The sequence below is a fragment of the Acidobacteriota bacterium genome (assembly GCA_035529075.1).
Taxonomy (GTDB): Bacteria; Zixibacteria; MSB-5A5; order GN15; family FEB-12; genus DATKXK01.
In genome coordinates, this window is sequence record DATKXK010000021.1 from 19,805 (window position 1) to 40,444 (window position 20,640).

A 20,640-nucleotide genomic window follows, 5' to 3' on the forward strand; every position below is an offset into this window, starting at 1 on the left:
GCGCGCTGCTTGATTTTCTTACCCCCCTGTATTATCTTGGAACTCAATTCAGACTCGGAGACAATCGCAAATGTTCAGTAAAGGCTTTCTTAAGTCGTTGAATGACAGGCTGGCCCGGTGGAACAAGGAGGCGGCCAAATCCCGGGCCAGGAGGTCGCTGCCGCGGTTCTTCACCGTCTCGGGCAGCGAGATCGACGAGCTTTATACTCCCGGGTCTGTTCACGGAGCGGACCAGGAGAATTACCACTGGGAGAAGATCGGACTGCCCGGCGAGTACCCGTATACCAGGGGTGTGCATCACACGATGTACCGCACGCGGCTCTGGACGATGCGGCAATTCGCCGGGATGGGCACACCAAAGCAGACTCACGACCGGTTCAAGTACATTCTGGAGCAGGGCGGGACCGGCCTGTCGACGGCGTTCGATCTGCCTACCCTGATGGGCTATGATTCGGATCATCCCCGGTCGTTGGGCGAGGTCGGCAAATGCGGCGTGGCGGTCGATACCCTGGCCGACATGGAGATTATTTTCGGGGATATTGACCTGTCCAAGGTCTCGGTGTCGATGACGATCAACTCGACGGCCTCGATGGCCCTGGCCATGTTGCTGGCGGTGGCCGAGAAGCAGGGCGTGCCGTTTGAGAAGGTTCGCGGGACGCTGCAAAACGACATCCTCAAGGAGTACATTGCGCAGAAGGAATTCATTTTCCCGCCGAAGCCCTCGATCCGACTGATCACCGACATGATGGCGTACTGCACGAAGCACGTGCCCCAGTGGAACACCATATCGATATCCGGCTACCACATACGCGAGGCGGGCGCGACGGCCGCGCAGGAACTGGCCTACACGCTGGCTGACGGTTTCTGTTATATCGAGGCGGCGATACAGGCCGGGCTGAGCATCGATGACTTCGCCCCCCGGCTGTCGTTCTTCTTCAACGCCCACTCGGATTTCTTTGAGGAGATCGCCAAGTACCGGGCCGCCCGGCGCATTTACGCCAGGCGGATGAAGAACAAGTACGGGGCCAAGGACCCGCGAAGCTGGCTGCTGCGGTTTCACACGCAGACGGCCGGGTGTTCGCTGACGGCCCAGCAACCGGAGAACAACATCGTTCGAACGGCCATCCAGGCGCTTTCCGGCGTGCTCGGCGGAACGCAATCCCTGCACACCAACTCCATGGACGAGACGCTCGCCTTGCCGTCGGAAAAGGCAGCCCTGATCGCCCTGCGTACCCAGCAGGTTATTGCCTATGAAACGGGCGTGGCCAATACGATTGATCCGCTGGCCGGGTCGTACTTTGTCGAGTCGCTGACTGACCGAATGGAGGCCGAGGCGGAGGAGATCTTCGAGGAGATCGAGCGCCAGGGCGGGGTCGTGGCCAGCATCGAAGAAGGGTATTTCCAGCGTGAGATAGCCCGCTCCGCCTACAGGTACCAGCGGGAGATCGAGAAGAACGAACGCAAGGTTGTGGGTGTCAACGACTTCGTCCTCGAGGATGAAAAGATCGACATCCCCGTGCTCAGGATCGACCGCCAGGTGGAGCTTGACCAGGTGGCGAACCTGAAGAAGGTCAAGGCGGAGCGCGATCAGGCCGCCGTCCGGGCATCGCTGGAGAAGCTCCGTCAGGCCGCTGAAGGGGACGGCAACACGTTCGAGGCGATTCTGGAATGCAGCCGCGCGTATGTCGCCATGGGTGAGATGTGCGACGTTCTTCGCGGCGTGTGGGGTGAATGGGTGGAGAGCCAGGCGGCGATGCAGGCGTCGTGACCGGCGATGCATCCCGCGAGGAAGCGCCCGAACGATAAAACTGTGCGCTAACACGTATCTATTAGCAGTAAAGCAGCTATGACAAAAAAAATCAGAGTACTCTTAGCCAAGCCGGGGCTTGACGGCCACGATCGCGGCATCAAGGTGATCGCCTCGGCCTTTCGTGACGCCGGGATGGAGGTAATCTATTCCGGGCTTCGGCAGACCCCGCCCATGATCGTCGATGCCGCCATCCAGGAGGACGTCGACGCTATCGGCATCTCTATCCTCTCCGGCGCCCACATGACGCTGTTTCCGGCCATTCTCGAGGAGATGAAGAGACGCGGCGCCGATGACATCATTCTTTTCGGCGGCGGGATCATCCCGGACGACGACAAGGACGAGCTGGAAAAGATGGGTGTGGCCAAGATTTTTACCCCGGGAGCCCCGACCGAGGAGGCGGTGGAGTTCCTTCGCCGGGCGATTGCCGAGAAACCGTCCGACGAGAAAATCATGTAGCTAAATCAAGTCCGTTCACACTATAGGCGCTTCCGGGAGGATTTATGTCGAAGAATATTGATGAAAAACAGCAGGCTGTCAGGGATGAGGTAGCGGCGTTTGCGAAGAAAGAAATTTATCCGGTGTCCGAGAAGTGGGACCGGATGGGAGAGCCGAGGGAGTTCCCCCGCGAGCTGTATCGCAAGATCGGCCAGGCGGGATTCATCGGCTACTGCATGCCGAAAGAGTACGGCGGCCAGGGCAAGAGCCACATTGAGTACATTACCCTGGTCGAGGAGTTGTGCTACCACGACGCCGCGGTGGGGTTGCTGTGCGCCGTCGGTGAGCTGGCCACGTACCCCATCCTGTACTTCGGCAACGAGGCGCAGAAGAAGAAGTACGTGCCGGACTGTGCCAGCGGCAAGCGTATCCCGGCCTTTGTGCTGACCGAACCGAACGCCGGTTCCGATGCGGCCAACCAGTCGACGATAGCGGTCGAGAGCGGCTCGGATTACGTGATAAACGGTGAGAAGATTTTCATCATGCACGGCGACGTGGCCGACGTGGGGGTTGTCTTCTGCAAGATCGAAGGCCAGCCGAAGCTGTCGGCGATTATCGTGGAAACGGATCAGCCCGGCTGGCAGGGCCGGACGCTCAAGCACAAGCTGGGCATGCGGGCGGCGACCACCGGCGGCATCATCCTTAAAGACGTCAAGGCGCCGAAGGAGAACCTGCTGGGCGAGATCGGCAAGAGTTTCCGGTACGCCATGACGACGCTGGACAGCGCCCGGATCGGGGTTGCGGCTCAGGGCGTGGGCATTTCCCAGCGGGCTCTGGACGAGTCGGTGGCGTACGCCAAGAAGCGCCAGGCGTTCGGTCAGCCCATCGCCAAGCTGCAGGCGATTCAGTGGATGATTGCGGACATGGCCACCCGCCTGGAAGCGGCGCGCGGCCTGGCCTACAAGGCGGCCCAGATGCAGGATCGAGGCGAGAAGTTCTCGCTGGAGGCCTCTATGGCCAAGCTGTTCTGTTCGGAGACGGCCAGGTTCTGCGTCGATCGCGCCATGCAGATCCACGCCGGGTACGGCTACATCGGCGAGTTCTCCCCGATAGAAAAGCTGTACCGCGACCAGCGGGTGCTGGAAATCTACGAGGGCACCTCCGAGGTCCAGCGCCTGGTCATTGCCGGCAACATCATTGGTCGTTGATGGTATTCGGGCAGTTTGAGATAGATTCCTTCGTCGAGCAGGAGTTCCGGCTCGACGGAGGAACCATGTTCGGTATTGTGCCGAAATTCCTGTGGCAGCGGTCGGTCGCGGCCGACGAGAATAATCTTATCGCGATGGTCACCAACGTTTTCGTGCTGAGAGCGCATGGCCGTGTCATAATGTTCGACGCCGGGCTCGGTGACACGCTCTCGGATAAGGAAAAGACTGTCTACGGCACGGACGGTGTCTCGGCCCTCGAGAGCGGCCTTTCGGGTCTGGGCCTGGCGTCGGATAAGGTAGACCGGGTCGTGCTGACGCACCTGCACACCGACCATGCCGGTGGGGCGGTGAAGCGGGAAAACGGCCGGTATGTCCCTCGGTTCAAAAATGCCCGGTACGTTGTCAGCCGGGACGAGTGGGCCGTGGCGCTCAGGCCTGACGAGCGAACCGCCGCCGTGTACATCCCGGAGCGGTTGCGGCCGCTCGAGGAGGCCGGCCAGGTGGAATTTATCGAGGGCGACACGGAGTTGTTTCCCGGGGTCAGGACGGTGCGAACGGGGGGGCATACGGACGCGCATTTTGCCCTGGAGCTGGAGTCGGAAGGCCGGCAGGTGTTGTACTATGCCGACATATTCTGCACCTCGGCGCACCTTCGCGTCCCGTTTGTGCCGGCCAGCGACCTGTATCCGGTGCAGACAATGGAAGTTAAGCGTCGGGTCCTGGCACGGGTTGTCGACACCGACGTTGTTCTTGCGTTTGATCATGATCCCCGGATGCCGTTTGCCACTGTCAGGCAGACCGGGATGGCGCTGGTGGCCGAGCCGGTCACAGCATAATACGAGCTTACACGGGTGAACACGTGTCACTTGAAGAAAAACTGAACCGTCTCGAGGAGATGCGCGCGGAAGCGAGACTTGGCGGCGGCCAGGCGCGCATTGACGCCCAGCACAAGAAGGGCAAGCTGACCGCGCGCGAGCGCATCGACCTGCTGGTCGATGCCAACTCGTTCGAGGAATTCGATGCCTTTGTCACGCACCGTTCCACCGATTTCGGCCTTGACAGGTTGAAGTTCCTCGGCGACGGTGTTATCACCGGGTGTGGCAAGATCAGGGGGCGTCCCGTCTACATTTTCTCCCAGGATTTCACCGTTCTCGGCGGGTCGCTCTCGGAGGCCCACGCGGAGAAGATCTGCAAGATCATGGATATGGCCATGAAAGTCGGTGCGCCGGTCATCGGGCTGAACGACTCGGGCGGCGCCCGTATCCAGGAAGGGGTGGTTTCGCTCGGCGGCTACGCGGACATTTTTCTTCGGAACACCCTGGCCTCGGGGGTGGTGCCGCAGATTTCGGTTGTCCTTGGCCCCTGCGCCGGGGGCGCCGTCTACAGCCCGGCCATAACGGATTTCGTTCTGATGACCAAGGGCACCTCCTACATGTTCGTCACCGGGCCGAACGTGGTGAAGACGGTCACGCATGAGGCGGTCTCGTCCGAGGAGCTTGGAGGGGCGCAGGTGCACGCGGCCAAATCCGGCGTGGCCCACTTTGCCTGTGACAACGAAGCCGACGCCGTGGCGAAACTCAAACGGCTGCTGGACTTCATTCCCCAGAACAACTGTGAAGACCCGCCCAGTGCCGACTGCACCGACCCACTTGACCGGGAGGATGAGGCGCTCGATCACATCGTGCCCGAGAACCCCAATCAGCCGTACGACATGAAGGACGTGATAAACCGGGTGGTCGACGCCGGTTCGTTTTTTGAAGTGCACGAGGAATTTGCGCCCAACCTGGTGGTCGGGTTCGCGCATCTTGGCGGCCGCTCGGTCGGTATCATCGCCAACCAGCCTGCCGTGCTGGCCGGGGTGCTGGATATCAACTCGTCGATCAAGGGCGCGAGGTTTATACGGTTCTGCGACGCCTTCAACATCCCCATCGTGACCTTCGAGGACGTTCCGGGTTTCATGCCGGGTGTGGAACAGGAGCACGGCGGCATAATCCGCAACGGCGCCAAGCTCCTGTACGCCTACTGTGAGGCCACCGTGCCGAAGATTACCGTCATCACGCGCAAGGCGTACGGCGGTGCCTACGACGTCATGAATTCCAAGCACGTTCGCGGCGACATGAACTACGCGTGGCCGACGGCCGAGATCGCCGTGATGGGGCCCAAGGGCGCGGTGGAGATCATCTTCAAGAAGGAAATCGCGGCGGCGGTCGACCCGGAGGCCGAGGTCCGAAAGAAGACCGAAGAGTTCCGTGAGAAATTCGCCAACCCGTTCATTGCCGCGGGACGCGGCTACGTCGATGACATTATCGAGCCGAAGACCACCCGCCCCCGCCTGATCCGCGCCTTCGAAATGCTCGAAACGAAGAAGGATACTAACCCGTTGAAGAAACACGGCAACATACCGCTGTAGCGTCGCCGTGAGGTCCGTCGCAGGCTGAGATGAAAGCGAGTATCAAAAAGATTCTTATCGCCAATCGAGGGGAGATCGCCGTGCGCGTGGTGCGGGCCTGCCGTGATCTCGGAATTACCTCGGTGGCCGTATACTCGGAGTGCGACAAAACCGCCTTTCACGTTCGCATGGCGGACGAGGCGGTCTTTATCGGCGACTCACCGTCGTCCGAGAGCTACCTGGCGCAGGATAAGATCATCGCCGCCGCGCAGCAGACCGGGGCGGACGCCATTCATCCCGGCTACGGTTTCCTTGCCGAGAACCCGGATTTTGCCGCGCGTTGTGCCGACGAGGGCATTATTTTCATCGGTCCGAAGGCTCAGACGGTTCGTCTGCTGGGCGACAAACTCCAGGCGCGCCGGATGGCGCTCAAAGCCGGGCTTTCGGTAATCCCCGGGGCTGACATTGAGGGCCGGGATTATGAGACGGCGTTGCGGGAGGCAAAAGCCCTCGGTTTTCCGGTTCTGGTCAAGGCGGCGGCCGGGGGCGGGGGCAAGGGGATGCGGGTCGTAAACTCCGAAGAGTCGTTGAGCGAGGCGCTGCAGTCGGCCGGCAGTGAGGCGCTCTCGGCGTTTGGCGACGGGCGCGTGTTCGTTGAAAAGTACCTCAGCCATCCCCGTCACGTGGAGATTCAGATTCTGAGCGACGAGCACGGCAACTGCGTTCATCTCGGCGAGCGGGAGTGTTCCATCCAGCGGCGCCATCAGAAGGTGATCGAAGAATCACCATCGCCGATCATGACCGAAGATCTGCGCTCCCGCATGGGCGAGGCGGCGGTCAAGGTAGCCCGGCAGTGCGCCTACGTGGGGGCCGGGACGGTTGAGTTCCTTGTCGACGAGGACCGTTCGTTTTACTTCCTCGAGGTCAACACGCGGCTCCAGGTCGAGCATCCGGTCACCGAAATGGTGACGGGTGTGGACATCGTCAAGAAACAAATTGCTATAGCGGAAGGCAAGCCCGTGGGTATCCGTCAGGACGAGGTCAGGCTCAACGGCCACGCCATCGAATGCCGCCTTTACGCCGAAGACCCGCTGCAGGGGTTTGTACCTTCCACCGGGACGCTGAAGAACTACCGTATACCGTCCGGTCCGGGCGTGCGGGTCGACTCGGGGGTCGTCATTTTCATGGAGATACCGATTTACTACGACCCGATAATCGCCAAGCTCATCGTGTGGGGCGCCGACCGCAAGGAGTCAATCGCCCGAATGAAACGTGCGCTCGAGGAGTTCAGGATTTCGGGCATCGAGACGACCCTCGGGTTTCATCGCGTCGTTCTGGACCACCCGCGATTTCTGGCCGGTGATTTCTCGACCAGGTTTCTTGAGGAGGAGTACCCCGAGCACGGCTACCGGTTTTTCAGCGACCAGTTGGCCCTGGAAGCGGCGCTTGCGGCCGCCCTGCACACCTTTGTCAGCGAGCGCCGAATAGCAATGCGCGGCGGGCCGGTGCCCGGGCGGGCAGCGTCGGACTGGAAATCGACTTATCGGAGAAAGAACCTCAGCAGGTTCGGGGGAAGCCGCTGATGCCGCGCTACCAGGTGGTCGTTGAGGGCGAGGAGTTCGACATCGAGATAGAGTACCGCTCGGAGCAATACCTGGTGACAGTCAACGGTCGTTCGCTGCGGATCACGAGCCATAGTCTGGGCGAGAGTCGGGCGCTGCTGTTGATCGGCAACGAGACCCTGGAGGTCGACGTGCGCGCCAACGGCGCCTCGGCCGAGAAGATGGTTTTCATACGCGGGCACGATATCCCCGTGACGGTCGAGGATTACCAGTTGGCGCGAATGCGAAAGACGGCCGGTATCAGCGCGGGACCGGCGCAGGAGACGTCGCTCAGGGCGCCGATGCCCGGCCTGGTGATCGACGTCAGGGTGAAACCGGGCCAGCGCGTGACGAGAGGAGAGCCCCTGATCGTCATCGAGGCAATGAAAATGGAAAACATCATCAAAGCCCGGGCCGAGGCCGTCATAAAAGCCACGCACGTGGCGGCCGGACAGTCGGTTGAGAAGGGCAACGTGCTGCTGGAGTTCGAGTAGATGGCCGACGACAAACGGAGAACATCGTCGGGGATTGACATCCCGGTCAGCCTTGGGCCCGAAGACGTCACTGTCGACCGTCAACGACTGGGGCAGGCCGGCCGGTATCCCTTCACTCGCGGCGTGTACGCCGACATGTATCGGGGTCGGCCGTGGACCATGCGGCAGTATGCCGGGTTCGGGACGGCCGAAGAAACCAACAAGCGATTCAAGTACCTGCTGGAACGCGGGCAGACCGGGCTGTCCGTAGCCTTCGACCTGGCCACCCAGATAGGTTACGATTCGGATCACCCGATGGCCAGGGGCGAAGTCGGCCGCACGGGGGTCGCGGTCTCCTCACTGCGTGACATGGAGACGCTGTTTGCGGGCATACCGCTTGACGAAGTGTCCACCTCGATGACGATCAACTCCACGGCCGTTGTTCTTCTGGCCATGTATGTGATTGTCGGAAAGAAGCAGGGTGTGGCGCCGGCGAAACTTGCCGGCACGTTGCAGAATGACGTTCTGAAGGAGTTCGTCGCGCGGGGGACCTACATTTTCCCGCCGCGGCCTTCGATGAAGATCGTCACGGACATCCTGGCCTATGGATCGACGCATCTGCCGCGTTACAACACCATCTCGATCTCCGGCTATCACATTCGCGAGGCCGGGGCTACGGCCGCCCAGGAGGTGGCTTTCACTCTGGCCAACGCCATCGCGTACGTCACGGCGGCGCTTTCGGCGGGACTGCTGATTGACGATATTGCACCGCGCCTGTCGTTCTTCTTCGCCTGCCACAATGAAATTCTCGAGGAGGTGGCCAGGTTTCGGGCGGCCCGGCGAATCTGGGCCGCCATAGTCAAGGAGCGGTTCAAGGCCGAAGACGAGTGCTCGATGCGGCTTCGGTTTCACACCCAGACCGGCGGGTCAACCCTGACGGCACAGCAACCGGAGAACAACATCGTCCGGACGACGCTGCAGGCGCTGGCCGCCGTGCTGGGAGGAACGCAATCGCTGCACACCAACGCCTACGATGAAGCGCTGGGGCTGCCCACCGAGAAGTCGGCCGAGATCGCCTTGCGAACGCAGCAGATCCTGGCCTGCGAGACCGGCGTGACCAGTACGGTCGATCCTCTGGCCGGGTCGTATTACGTGGAGTACCTCACAGACCGGATGGAGGAGAAAATCCGGGAGATGATGGACAGGATCGAGGAACTGGGCGGCGCGGTCAGGTGCGTGGAAACGGGTTATTTCCGCGACGAAATCGCCCGGTCTGCGTATGCGTTTCAGAGGCGCGTGGAAGACGGGCAACAGACGGTGGTCGGCATCAACAAGTACCGTTCGGACGTGGCCGGGATACCGTCGGTTTTGAAAGTTGACCCGCAATTGGAAAAGAAGCAGGTTGCGGCGCTGCAGGCGCTGAAGGCCGAGCGGGACAACGGCAAAGTGACAGCGTCGCTGGCGGCGCTGGAGGATGCAGCGCGGCGAGACGAGAACGTCGTCTATCCGGTGCTGGATGCAGTGGAGAATTACGCTACAACGGGAGAAATCTCAGATGTTTTCCGTCAAATCTGGGGTGAATACAGTGAAAGAACCTAAGCTACTCTTGACCGGTCTGCGCCTCGGGGTTGTTTTGCTGCTGGCGCTGGCCCTGGCGGCGGGCTGCTCCGGGGACAAGGACGGATCCGGCACGCCGGGGACGGGGGACTCGGCGGGCGGGCCGGACTCGACCGACATAAGGGAAATCGCCGCCATGTTTCGGGAGGCGGCCGTCCGCTGGCACCACGGAGACAAGGCGGTGCTTTACGATCTCGAATTCGAGTACGTGCGGAACAAGTACACTTTCGATGAGTATCTCGAGTTCAAGCAGATAAAGTATCTCGAGGCCGACAGCCTGGAGATGCTGGTGCTCAAGGACATAGAATTCTTCGACTACGACTCGGCCATCGCCGTAGCCGAGGCGGTCTTTGTCGGCCCGTCGGGTGATACATCGTATTACCCGGACCGCTACCGTCTGTACTATCAGAACGACCGGTGGATACATCCGACGTTCGGCACCATCGACTACCAGCTCGAGTACGAGGACCTGCGCCGGGTGGCCGATTCAGCCGCGGCGGCGGAGGCGGAACTGGAGGATTTCTAACCTCGTGGGCGGCCCGTTCATCTCGCACATAGGGATAGCCGTGGCCGATCTGGACGCTGCCGTCAGCCGCTGGGAGAAGTTGCTTGGCTGCCCGCCGTCCCTGGTCACCGAGGTGGCTGACCAGAGCGTGAGGGTGGCGATGTTTGCGCCTCCCGGGGCACGCGACGGTGCCTGCCGCCGCATCGAACTGATCGCGGCCACGGCTCCGGACAGTCCGGTCGGCCGCTTCGTGGAGAAAAGGGGGGAGGGCCTTCACCACCTGTGCCTGTACGTCGACGACATCGAGTCGAAGCTGAGCGAACTGAAGGCGGCGGGTGTGCCGCTCATCGATGAAACGCCGCGTGTCGGCGCGGAAGGTCGCCGGGTGGCGTTTGTGCATCCCCGGGGAACTCACGGAGTTTTGATAGAGTATGAGGAACGGCCCGCCTGACTCCGGCTGTCAGGAGCCGTCCAAGCGGGCAGCATCGCTGCCGGCGCGCGGTCGGCCGCACCGACGGCAGGTCGGCCGGCTGGTCGGGTTGGCCCGTCCGCACGGGCAGTTCCAGTAGCGGCTGCTCCGGGACGCCCCGACGGCAAGGCCCGCCCGGGGACGTCGGCGAAACACCCACAACAATCCGGCCAGCATGAGCACTAGGGGGAAAACATACCAGTAAGAGTAGCTGACACCGGCGAATACCTCGGCATCCCTGGGACCGGTGTACGCGAAACCCTGCTGGATAAGCTCCAGGCTCCCGCCCATCTCCGGGTAGTCGTCGGCAGCGGTTCTTCCCCACAAGGTGAAGAGAACCTGCCGGCCGTCGGGAAGCCGGTAGATGATGCCGGTGAATCGGTGGCGAAGCTGGACGGCGTTGACCGTGTCGGTGGACGTGAACTCAATCGTGAAACTGGACTGGGACGCCTCCGCGTACCCGGTCGAGGTGAGCAACTTCGACTCCGGCAACTGGAGTATCACATCCTGCACAACGCGCTCAACGGACCGTCGAAGATCGTCCCGGTTACGGACGGCTTCCTGAGCGGAGATGACCGACTTGAAGACCAGAAATTGGGCGAGCGGCTCGACGTGGGCTATTTGAAATGGGTAGTCGGCTGCATCAGGGTCGAGCTGCCAGCCGTCCGGTACCGGCACCTGAATCTCCCCGGCCAGGCGGACGAAATCGTCGGCCGCCGCCGGGACGGTGATTATCGAGAACAGCAGAAGCCCAAGGAGTATTCGCTTCATGGTATTTCAGGTATCGACTGGAACCCCGCGATAGCTAATGGAGAATATGCGGAGTCCGCTCGTCTTTTGCCTCAGTCGCCCGACGACGAGCCGAAGCTCCTGTCCAGGCATGCCTGGATCATGCCTATGCGCTCCCTGAGGAATCCCCGTCGGTCGACAGTCGGTCCATACTCGTACGTTCGTCCCGATCTTTTCCTGGAAAGGAGTCCCTTGTCGGTGAGGCGGTTCAGAATGGTCGATACGGTGGTGTAGGCAAGTCTGCTGTCCGGGCCGAGGTGAACGAGGGCGTTCTTTACTGTCAGCCGCCGGTGGGTCCAGGCCAGTTCCATCAGGCGGGCCTCGGTCGGGCCGAGGAATACGGCCGAACCGGCAGCCGACGGGTCGAAGTAGAATCCCGATCCCGGCATTGCTACATTTTCTTGCGGCGATGCTGCAGGATGAGGTGGACGCCGAGCGCGACCATGGCTACGGGAAGAAAGTAATCCCAGATATCACCGTAGATGATCCCCATCCGCTCCAGGAGCAGGAGCACGCCGAGTATTAGCAGCAGTATCCCGATAAACATGTGTCCGCCCTTGCATTGTGACTTACCGGACAAGTATACGTCGCAGCGCGGGAGGAGAAAAGCAGAAAAGCAGGCTTTAGCTCCGGCGGACGCCGGTGACGTCCTGGATGTCTGCGCGGTTACCGAATCTCCTTGAGCCGCTTGACAAGGACCGCCGTAATGGCTTCCAGCATCTGCCTGTCCTGGGTCGTGAAATTCGCCGGATGGTCCGAATCGATGTCGATTTCACCGAGCACCGTATCACCATCCAGCAGGGGAACGACGATTTCAGATCGGGTCGTGGGCGAGCAGGCCAGAAACCTCGGGTCGGCGGCCACGTCGTCGACGATAACGGTTTTCTTTCTTGAGGCCGCGGCGCCGCAGATGCCCTGGTTCAGCTCTATGCGAACGTGCTCGGTCGAGGGGCCGACGAACGGGCCGACCTCGAGAACCCCGCCGCGCATGATGTAGAAGCCGGTCCAGTTGAAGTTCTCGGAGAAGCCGTCAATCAACTCGGCGGCGGTTTGCAGAACGTCCGCCTCGCTGTTTTGCCGGGCTATGCCGATTCGAATGTTGTCGACCAATTGTTGGCGGTGGTTGTCCATCATAGTGTATCTTTCACTGCCTTCAGGTTCTCCATCGGTGTTTCCGGCGGTATCGAGCAGCCGGGGCCGATAATCAGCCGCGATGGGTCGTTGTCAGCTTTGAGTTTTTCAATCATACGGGACACCTCGTCGGGCGTGCCCTGCAACAGCCAGCCGCGTTGATCCGCGCCGCCTACGACGGCGCCCCGTCTGAGTTGGGCCTTATCCAGGGGGAGGTTGGTGGGTTCACTGGCGTCCCAGTTGTACAGGGACGCGTTGTACTCCAAGTCCGATAGTTCCTTGAGATAGTTGCTGCCGGAGCAGACGTGCAGCAGGTTGAGCGCGTCGGCCTCCGCGGCCCTGATAACCTCGAGGTCGTAAGGAACGCCAAACCGCTCGTATTCCTGCCAGGTGAGCAGATCCCGCGACGCCCACTGGGTGGTAGCGTAGAAAAGACCGTCGGCTCCGGCGTTGCGCAGTTCGGACACGTATCGCACAAACGTGTCGGTGATGGCCCTCAGGGCGACCTCCACCTTCTCCGGAGCGGTCCTGAGATGATCCGCGAGCAGCCCGTTTTCTTCGACCAGCCGCCCGGCAACGGCCAGGGGCGTGAATACCGTCATGAGAATCGGAAGCTCTCGATCCGAGCGCCTGCGGATTTTCGAGACCACGGTCAGGTGTTCGGCGAGCACGGGAGCCGTCGGAGCGAGCGGCTCTATCCTGAGCCAGTCGTCCGGTGTTCTGACCGGGAAATCGGTCTTGGTGTGTTTTCTGAATTCGTCGTGGGACCAATGCTGTCTCAGCCCCCAGTCTTCCACGTGGTAGTCAGCCCGGGGGTTGATCTTCATGAAATCCCAGTCGAACCGCTTTTGAAATTCCAGCATGGCCTCGACGGTTCCCTCGGCGTGGTGCTCCAGATGGTAGAAGTGTCGCCAGAACGACGCGGCGTACCGGTCCGGGCGCTCGCCGGCTATAATCATCTGCAATCGTTCCCGGTGCGAGTATCTGGGCATGGACTTAGTGATCCTTCCGGTCATATGGTTTAAACGCGAGACAGCTCAGCCGTCCATTGTCTTTGTAACAATCGTTGCTCGCCGGCGTTCTCAGAATCCCGGCGCCGGGCTGCAACGGTCTGCCTGCAGGACCTCTTGTCGGCGTCGTCGCGCCGGCGACCACGACCTCAAATATATCCCGGCGTCACGCCGTGGTCAATGCTCTGTTAAAAGAATGAGCAATATACCCGGCAAGAGTTTAGCCGTCCGCAGGTATGCCGAAAGAGGAAATGATCACGTGTATAGACAGGTGCACCTGTATAGCTCGGAGAAGGCATAGTGGCAAAGATCCTCGTCATCGACGACGAAGACTCAATGTGCAGTTTCATGGAGATAATGCTGGCCAAGGAGGGCTACGAGGTGGACACCACCTGTTCCGGTCGGGATGGAGTCGACCGTCTCCGCGAGCGGAATTACGATCTTGTCATTGCGGACCTCAACATGCCTGAGATGACCGGTCTTGACATTCTCAGGGAGGTCAAGTCGTTCAAGAGCGAGCAGGAGATCATCGTGATGACGGCCTTTGCCTCGGTCGACACGGCCATCGAGGCAATGAAGCGGGGCGCCGCGGACTATATCACGAAGCCGTTCAAGGTCGACGAGATCAAGCTGGCCATAGACAGGTCCATCAACCGCAGGAGACTCATCCTGGAGAACTCGGAACTGAAAAAGCAGCTCCAGGGGGACAATTCCTTCGACAAGTTCCTGGGCAAGTCGGAATCGGTGGTCAGGCTCAAAAAGCTCGTGCGGCGGATCGCCTCGTCGGACTCAACCGTGCTCATCCGGGGGGAGTCGGGAACGGGGAAGGACCTGATCGCGCGCGCCCTGCATCATCACTCGCCGCGCTGCGGAGGGCCTTTCGTAACCATCAACTGCGCCGCTCTGCCGGAGACGCTTCTGGAATCGGAACTGTTCGGTCACAAGAAGGGAGCCTTCACGGGCGCCTTCCGGGACAAGGATGGGCTCTTCAAAGTGGCCAGCAGCGGAACGTTCTTTCTCGACGAAGTCGGCAATACTACCCCGGCCATCCAGGTCAAGCTGCTGCGGGTCCTTGAGGACAAGAAGATCACCCCGCTGGGCGGCACCAAGCCGATGGACGTGGACGTGCGCCTGCTCGCAGCAACCAATTCGGACCTGGAGGAGGACGTTCGGACCGGTCGTTTCCGCGCCGATCTGTTCTATCGGCTCAACGTCATTCCCATAGTGATCCCTCCGTTGCGGGAACGGAAAGAGGATATTGCCCTTCTGGCCGATCATTTCGCCGCCAGGTTCTCCGAGAAGCTCAACGTTCCCGCAAAGAAGCTGACGCCCGAGGCCATGCAGGTGCTCATCAACTACCCGTGGCCGGGCAACGTTCGGGAACTCGAGAATACCATCGAGCGAGCCGTTCAGCTTGACCGTACAGGGACGCTGGAACCTTCCGACTTCCCGGAGAGGCTGACCAAACCGAAAGTGGTGTCAGTGGTTTCCGAGAGCGATCCCGTGACGCCGACGCTGGAGTCCATCGAAAAGGCGTACATCCAGTACGTCATGACCCAGACGGACGGCAGGAAAACGGAGGCAGCAAAGCTTCTTGGCATCGATACGTCAACCTTGTACCGAAAGCTTGATAGATACCGTATGAACGAGCTGACGGGGGAAAAGCCCGTTCGGCGAGGGAAGAAGGCTGCGGGGAAGTAACGGGCGTCTGAGCAGGCCTCCGTTACGACTTCCCCGGTCATTCACGGAGAACTCTGAGCAGCAGGGAGATTTGATATGAACAGGGCCAGTCAAGCGCGACGGATGCGGGGGTTCACCCTTATCGAAATAATGATCGTGGTGGTCATCATAGGGATTCTCGCGGCCATCGCCATTCCGCGATTCATGCGTTCGACGACCAAGACAAAGCAGTCGGAGGCCAAGTTGATCCTCAAGCAGATATACACCAACGAGCGGGCCTACCGACAGCAGTCATTGTCGAACAGCTACTACATTCCAGGCGCGGCCGCGGACGCCGCGAACCCGCACGTGCTCAACGACATCTGGATCGACATCATGCCGAAGGCGAAGTACTCGTACCTGGTGACGGGGGGAGCCGATGTCTTCACCGGCACGGCGACGGCCAATATCGATGATGACCCGGCGATTGATACCTGGGTGATTGATCAGGACGGTGATTTACGAAATACGGTCGATGATGTCTTACTGTGACCATACGACGGCTCGCGGCTCCGGGGTGCAGTCTCGTGATCTGCCCGGAGCGATAAGCGGGTTCTTTGCGTTTTGCGAAGATATCGGGCAATATGCGTCAGTTGCGACCGGGCGGCAGGCCCTGAGACCAGTGGGGGGATGCCGACACCCCTGGTCGGCGGGCCGAATTCGCCTGCAGGACAAGCAGTTACCGGCGGCGGGGGTTGTTCAAAAAAAGCCGCCGGGAGAGGCACGGGCTTTGCGATTTCCTGAGTCGTGAATGACGAAAGACCTAACTCTTAACCTAGTTTTGTTGGAGGAGGCTGACATGTTTTCCAAGTTCCACAATCGCCAGAGGGGTTTCACCCTGATCGAGCTGATGATCGTGGTCGTCATCATCGGTATTCTTGCCGCGCTGGCCATTCCGCGGTTCATGCAGGCAACCACCAAGTCGAAGCAGTCCGAGGCCAAGCAGATCCTCAAGCAGATATACACCATGGAGCGCACGTACCGCCAGGCCAACGGCACGTACGGTGACAACGGCGCCGCCGCCGCGGCCAACGGTGGTGCTATCCAGACCTTCCCGCAACTTGGCGTGGAGATCATGGAAGGTAACATCTATGCTTATGGCATCGTGGCTGCGCAGAACACCTTCACCGCCACGGCGACCGCCGACCTCGACGACGACCCGGCCATCGACACCTGGTCGATCGATGAGGATGGCAACCTGCAGTGCGTAATTGACGACGCGACTGTGTAAGAACCGAAACTGACTGTTACGCTATGGGCGCCCCGTTTCGACGGGGCGCTTTTTTTTTGAGGCGCACCGCCGTACCTGTGGCCGGGAACGGCGGAAGCCTGTTTAAAGTTGACCGGCAGGGCTGTACGACAGTATCATTGCGGTGTTTATGAGAATGTCGCTACTTACTGCTGTGGCCCTGTTCGCGTTGCCGGTGCTCGGCTCCGCCCAGGACGGGGTCCCGGAATCGCCGGAGCGCTTTGGCCTGGAGCATCTGTCGGCCTATCTCGGCCTTAAGCCCGACGACATCTCCTTCCGGGCTGATTACACCGAGCCGGATTCATTCCGGCTGGCTGCCGTCGCCGACCTGATGGTTCAGCCGCTGGGGATGCTTGACTATGCCGACGGGCTGAGAAAGAGCCGCCAAAAAGGACAGCCGGAGATTCTGGCCCGTATTCTCTTTACCGACCTGAGAACTGAGTACCGTGGGCGGCGACGCGGGCCGTACCAGCCGGATATCGCCGAGGTCCGGGGATCATACAACCTGTACTATACCGACGTGGCGCTGAATCAGCTCCTCACCCGTGCCGCGACCTACCTTGACGTCGTATTCCCCCGTTCCTCCGAAATGATGCTCTCGCGGCTCGAGCCCGGGCAGAGGGACTTTCTGACGGATGAGTTCAAGGAACTGCTGGTGGCGAGTGTCGAAGAGGAGTTTATGTCGATGGAGCAGCTCGACTCGCTCGAGAAGCTCGAAGAGGAGTATACCGACAGGTTTGCGAAGTTCGGCACGAAGATTGACTCGGATCCGATCGTGGCGGCCGGGATCGATTGTCTGCGCGACATGCTGCTGGAGGTCAAGGCAATAAGGGGCCTCCTGAAATCGACGGAAAGAACCCCGGAGATGATGCTCAAGGTGGTGGGGTATTTGCCGGATAACGTGAGCACGGACAGCTACCTGGGCAAGCAGCCGGGCTGGCGTATCGGTGGTCCGGGGAACGACTACTACGCCGGTGACTACGCCTTCATCCTCGATTTCGGCGGGGATGACATATACGATCTCACCTTTGATCCGGACCGGCCGCACGGGGTGATCATCATTGACCTCGAAGGCGACGATCACTATCGCGCGAAAAGCGACTTTGCGCTCGGTTCCGGCTGCCTGTCGGTCGGCCTGCTGCTGGACTTCGCGGGCAACGACCGGTATGACGGCCGCTCCTTCGGTCTCGGCTCCGGGTTTTTCGGGTTCGGTCTGCTTTACGACGCGGGGGGAGAGGATCGTTACGACGGAGACACGCACGTTCAGGGCGCCGGCAGTTTCGGCCTGGGATTGCTGGTCGATGAAGGTGGACGGGACGTTTACAACGCGGCGTTGTACTCACAGGGATTCGGTTTTGTCGAAGGGATCGGCGTCATTTTTGAAACGTCCGGGGCCGACTCCTATTACGCGGGCGGCAAGTACAAGGATCACCTCCGCTACGAGGATCACTACCTCTCCCTGTCACAGGGATTCGGCTACGGTCTGCGGCCGTCGATGTCCGGCGGCATCGGCGCCATAGTCGACCTGGAAGGAAACGACTTTTTCTACGCCGATATTTTCGCCCAGGGGTGCAGTTACTGGTGGTCGCTGGGTGTCATCTACGACTCTTGCGGCAACGACAACTACCAGTGTTTTCAGTACGGGCAGGGGGCGGCCACGCACATGTCGCTCGGTATCTTGATTAACGACCTCGGCAACGACGTCTATTTCGGCAAGGGGCTGATGCAGGGATGCGGGCATGACTACTCGTGCGGGATCATACTCGACCGGGCCGGTGACGATACCTACACCGCCTATGACCTTTCGCAGGCGGCCGGCTCGGCCAACGGAGCGGGTGTGCTGATCGACAACGGCGGCGATGACAGGTATTTCAGCAAGAATCCCAGGAACACGCAGGGCTACGGCAACCCGCGGCGGGATTTCGGTTCAATCGGATTGTTTATCGATCTGGGCGGAAGCGACCAGTACGCCGGTAACGGCCGCGACAACTACTATTGGAAGACGGACTCCAAGTGGGGCGGCGGCATGGACATCGAGTTGCACCCTCCCGACAGCGCCCAGACGCAGTAGTGAAATGATGCAGAAAGTGATTTGGCAACGGCTGCTTGCCCTTATACTGCTTACGGGTCTTTTATGCCCTGAGGCCCCGGCTGCCGGTGAGCTGGAGCGCAGGATTGACTCACTGTTCATCATAGCGTCCTCCGGCGAGGTACGCTTCCGTGACCAGAACGAACCGGCGATGGACTCCGTTGCCGCTCTGGGCGCAGCCGCGGTGCCTCACCTGATTGAAAAGTTCACGACCAAGTCAGCGCGCGAGCGCTGGACGGTCATCTGGATACTTCAGCGGATAGGCTCGGCGGCCGTCCCGGACCTCGTGCGAGCCCTGGACCGCGAGGACGGCCTGGTCGTCCAGCGGATCTGCTGGGCGCTGGGGGATATCAAGGATACGGCCGCGGTACGACCGATTATGAGAGTATGTACGCATGAGCGCTGGCAGGTGCGCGACCAGGCGGTGGGTGCGCTCGGGAAAATCGGTGATGCCGAAGGCGGGCCGGCGGTGCTTCAGGCCCTGGCCGACTCCATCGGGCAGGTGCGCAAATCGGCGGCCGTGGCGTGCGGGCAGCTTGGCCTGGGCGCGTCGGTCATGCAACTGGCTCACGTTCTGGGAGACGATTTCTATGGAGCGCGGATGTCGGCGGCGCATTCCCTGCTCACCATGGATACCGCCGTCACGGTGCGAGCACTGAGTGATTCGATGAGTTCGGAAAATCATCTCCTTGGAAACCTTGCCTGCCGTGTGCTGGGGCAGTTGGGGACGGATGAAGCGCTGGAGATTCTGCTGGAGCAGGCGGTATCCGGTGACTCCGAAAGGCGAGCTCATGCCGCCACGGCGCTCATCGCTGCCGACCCGTTGGACAATTGCGGGTTCCGCCGGTACCTGCTCGAGAACGAAACCGATCGGCTGGTCGTGCTGAAGATTCAGTCCGCCATTCAGGCTGTCGGCGATGGCCAGTGACAATCTCTCGGAGCGGCTTAACCGAATCAATGGCCATATTGCCGACGGATACAGGCCCGTACCGGCATCGAGCCTGCCGTCGCGATACGGGAAGCTCGCCGGCGCAGTCGGCGGAGAACTGCTCGCAGGTGAGGCCGGAGCGTTCTGCCTGGTGAGGACCGCGTATGAGGACGGTTCACGCTTCGGCAGTTGCACTCTTGAACCCCGGTCATACGACGCTCACGTTCCATATGCCTGTTTCACGGCCGGTTTGTCCGACGGCGTCGCGTGCCTGTCGGACCTCCTCTTTTTCGATATCGAAACCACCGGTCTGGGCGGAGCCGGAACAGTGCCCTTCCTGGTCGGGTTCGGCTCCCTGTCGCCCGGCGGTTTCGAACTCCGGCAATATCTGCTTCCGGATTATTCCGACGAGCGAGGCATGCTTGAGCACCTGGCAGGGGAACTGACACCGGACAAGACGCTTGTCACGTACAACGGAGCCGCCTTCGATCTGAACCTGCTCCAGGATCGGCTCATCATCAACCGGGTAAGTCGCGAAATCGAAGTACAGGGGCACATAGATCTCCTGCACGCGACCAGGCGACTGTTCAGGCGGCGGCTCGGCGACTGCACCCTGGCCAATGTCGAGCGCGAACTGTTCGGTTTCTTCCGGCAGGGCGATATCCCCGGCTACCTGATTCCGTCCGTCTATTTCTCGTGGCTCTCCGAGGAGCGGGCGGATGACATACTGAACGTTCTCGAGCACAATCGCCTGGACATATTCTCACTGTACTTCCTGTTGAGGCACATCGTTTCCGTGTTCGCGTCTGAAGGTCGTGAGCTTTATGACGTGGACGACGTCTATTCGCTTTCTCGGGTGTACGGTCGACGCAGGCAAAACGACCGGGTGGTCAATCTGCTCGACGGCATACAGGGGACGGGGGGAGGGGCAATCGAGGCGGACATCCTTCTGTACCAGGCGCAGGCCCTCAAGCGGGCGGGCAAGCCGGAGGCTGCCGCCCGGCTGTGGGAGCAGCTCTGCGGGGAGAAATCCAGGGAAGGTTACCGGGCGTGTATAGAGCTGGCCAAGTACTTCGAACACCAGGTGCGGGACGTATCGCGGGCGTACCGGCACGCCCAGCGGGCGGTGCAGGTTTGCCCGTACGGTGAGACGCACAAGAAAGACCTGAGACGGCGCCTGAAGCGTCTCGATTCGAAGCTGTCCCGTCGGTAGCATTG

General features: G+C 60.8%; 21 protein-coding genes. 16 read left to right on the forward strand and 5 right to left on the reverse strand.

Annotation, left to right across the window (positions count from 1 at the left end; all coding sequences use genetic code 11):
* The first annotated feature begins 70 nt into the window (after positions 1–70).
* From VMY05_12535 to mce, 10 genes are all read left to right on the forward strand, one after another.
* Positions 71–1,768: a methylmalonyl-CoA mutase family protein gene (locus VMY05_12535; protein ID HUV31896.1), complete on the forward strand. Its 1,698-nt coding sequence runs from the start codon at positions 71–73 to the stop codon at positions 1,766–1,768.
* A 78-nt stretch (positions 1,769–1,846) separates the two neighbouring features.
* The gene (locus VMY05_12540) at positions 1,847–2,266 is read left to right on the forward strand and encodes a cobalamin B12-binding domain-containing protein (protein HUV31897.1); all 420 of its coding nucleotides are present in this window, start codon (positions 1,847–1,849) and stop codon (positions 2,264–2,266) included.
* A 44-nt stretch (positions 2,267–2,310) separates the two neighbouring features.
* Positions 2,311–3,453: an acyl-CoA dehydrogenase family protein gene (locus tag VMY05_12545; GenBank protein ID HUV31898.1), complete on the forward strand. Its 1,143-nt coding sequence runs from the start codon at positions 2,311–2,313 to the stop codon at positions 3,451–3,453.
* The gene (locus VMY05_12550) at positions 3,453–4,289 is read left to right on the forward strand and encodes an MBL fold metallo-hydrolase (GenBank protein HUV31899.1); all 837 of its coding nucleotides are present in this window, start codon (positions 3,453–3,455) and stop codon (positions 4,287–4,289) included. The genes VMY05_12545 and VMY05_12550 overlap by 1 nt, the downstream gene beginning before the upstream one ends.
* A gap of 59 nt (positions 4,290–4,348) precedes the next feature.
* The gene (locus VMY05_12555; protein ID HUV31900.1) at positions 4,349–5,863 is read left to right on the forward strand and encodes an acyl-CoA carboxylase subunit beta; all 1,515 of its coding nucleotides are present in this window, start codon (positions 4,349–4,351) and stop codon (positions 5,861–5,863) included.
* Positions 5,864–5,892: 29 nt separating this feature from the next.
* Positions 5,893–7,425: an acetyl-CoA carboxylase biotin carboxylase subunit gene (gene accC, locus VMY05_12560; protein ID HUV31901.1), complete on the forward strand. Its 1,533-nt coding sequence runs from the start codon at positions 5,893–5,895 to the stop codon at positions 7,423–7,425.
* Entirely contained in the window at positions 7,425–7,937 is a 513-nt protein-coding gene (locus VMY05_12565) for a biotin/lipoyl-containing protein (GenBank protein HUV31902.1), read from the forward strand. The genes accC and VMY05_12565 overlap by 1 nt, the downstream gene beginning before the upstream one ends.
* Positions 7,938–9,515: a methylmalonyl-CoA mutase family protein gene (locus VMY05_12570; GenBank protein ID HUV31903.1), complete on the forward strand. Its 1,578-nt coding sequence runs from the start codon at positions 7,938–7,940 to the stop codon at positions 9,513–9,515.
* A complete protein-coding gene (locus VMY05_12575) occupies positions 9,502–10,059 on the forward strand; it encodes a hypothetical protein (GenBank protein HUV31904.1) in 558 nt (185 codons plus the stop codon). Before VMY05_12570 ends, VMY05_12575 begins: the two co-directional genes overlap by 14 nt.
* Positions 10,060–10,063: 4 nt before the next feature.
* On the forward strand, positions 10,064–10,489 hold the full coding sequence (gene mce, locus VMY05_12580; protein ID HUV31905.1) for a methylmalonyl-CoA epimerase: 426 nt from the start codon (positions 10,064–10,066) through the stop codon (positions 10,487–10,489).
* A gap of 9 nt (positions 10,490–10,498) precedes the next feature.
* Here mce and VMY05_12585 read toward each other — a convergent pair whose 3' ends face one another.
* The 5 genes from VMY05_12585 to VMY05_12605 form a co-directional block, all read right to left on the reverse strand.
* The gene (locus tag VMY05_12585) at positions 10,499–11,278 is read right to left on the reverse strand and encodes a hypothetical protein (GenBank protein ID HUV31906.1); all 780 of its coding nucleotides are present in this window, start codon (positions 11,276–11,278) and stop codon (positions 10,499–10,501) included.
* Between the two features lie 71 nt (positions 11,279–11,349).
* Positions 11,350–11,685, reverse strand: coding sequence for a BlaI/MecI/CopY family transcriptional regulator (locus VMY05_12590; GenBank protein ID HUV31907.1), 336 nt, complete (start codon positions 11,683–11,685; stop codon positions 11,350–11,352).
* Positions 11,686–11,687: 2 nt separating this feature from the next.
* Positions 11,688–11,843, reverse strand: a complete 156-nt coding sequence (locus tag VMY05_12595) for a DUF5668 domain-containing protein (GenBank protein ID HUV31908.1) — start codon at positions 11,841–11,843, stop codon at positions 11,688–11,690.
* A gap of 119 nt (positions 11,844–11,962) precedes the next feature.
* Positions 11,963–12,430, reverse strand: a complete 468-nt coding sequence (locus VMY05_12600; protein HUV31909.1) for a GAF domain-containing protein — start codon at positions 12,428–12,430, stop codon at positions 11,963–11,965.
* Complete coding sequence (locus VMY05_12605; GenBank protein ID HUV31910.1) at positions 12,427–13,419, reverse strand: uroporphyrinogen decarboxylase family protein; 993 nt, start codon at positions 13,417–13,419, stop codon at positions 12,427–12,429. The genes VMY05_12600 and VMY05_12605 overlap by 4 nt, the downstream gene beginning before the upstream one ends.
* 318 nt (positions 13,420–13,737) lie before the next feature.
* On the opposite strand from VMY05_12605, the gene VMY05_12610 reads away from it, so the two are divergent.
* The 6 genes from VMY05_12610 (at position 13,738) to VMY05_12635 (ending at position 20,635) form a co-directional block, all read left to right on the forward strand.
* Positions 13,738–15,138: a sigma-54 dependent transcriptional regulator gene (locus VMY05_12610; GenBank protein HUV31911.1), complete on the forward strand. Its 1,401-nt coding sequence runs from the start codon at positions 13,738–13,740 to the stop codon at positions 15,136–15,138.
* 75 nt (positions 15,139–15,213) lie between these two features.
* Positions 15,214–15,648 carry a prepilin-type N-terminal cleavage/methylation domain-containing protein gene (locus tag VMY05_12615; protein ID HUV31912.1) on the forward strand — a complete coding sequence of 145 codons (435 nt, stop codon included), beginning with the start codon at positions 15,214–15,216 and terminating at the stop codon, positions 15,646–15,648.
* 307 nt (positions 15,649–15,955) lie between these two features.
* Positions 15,956–16,387, forward strand: coding sequence for a prepilin-type N-terminal cleavage/methylation domain-containing protein (locus VMY05_12620; protein HUV31913.1), 432 nt, complete (start codon positions 15,956–15,958; stop codon positions 16,385–16,387).
* Positions 16,388–16,541: 154 nt separating this feature from the next.
* A complete protein-coding gene (locus tag VMY05_12625; GenBank protein ID HUV31914.1) occupies positions 16,542–18,476 on the forward strand; it encodes a hypothetical protein in 1,935 nt (644 codons plus the stop codon).
* A 7-nt stretch (positions 18,477–18,483) separates the two neighbouring features.
* Positions 18,484–19,422 carry a HEAT repeat domain-containing protein gene (locus tag VMY05_12630; protein HUV31915.1) on the forward strand — a complete coding sequence of 313 codons (939 nt, stop codon included), beginning with the start codon at positions 18,484–18,486 and terminating at the stop codon, positions 19,420–19,422.
* On the forward strand, positions 19,412–20,635 hold the full coding sequence (locus VMY05_12635) for a ribonuclease H-like domain-containing protein (GenBank protein ID HUV31916.1): 1,224 nt from the start codon (positions 19,412–19,414) through the stop codon (positions 20,633–20,635). Before VMY05_12630 ends, VMY05_12635 begins: the two co-directional genes overlap by 11 nt.
* Positions 20,636–20,640 lie beyond the last annotated feature (5 nt).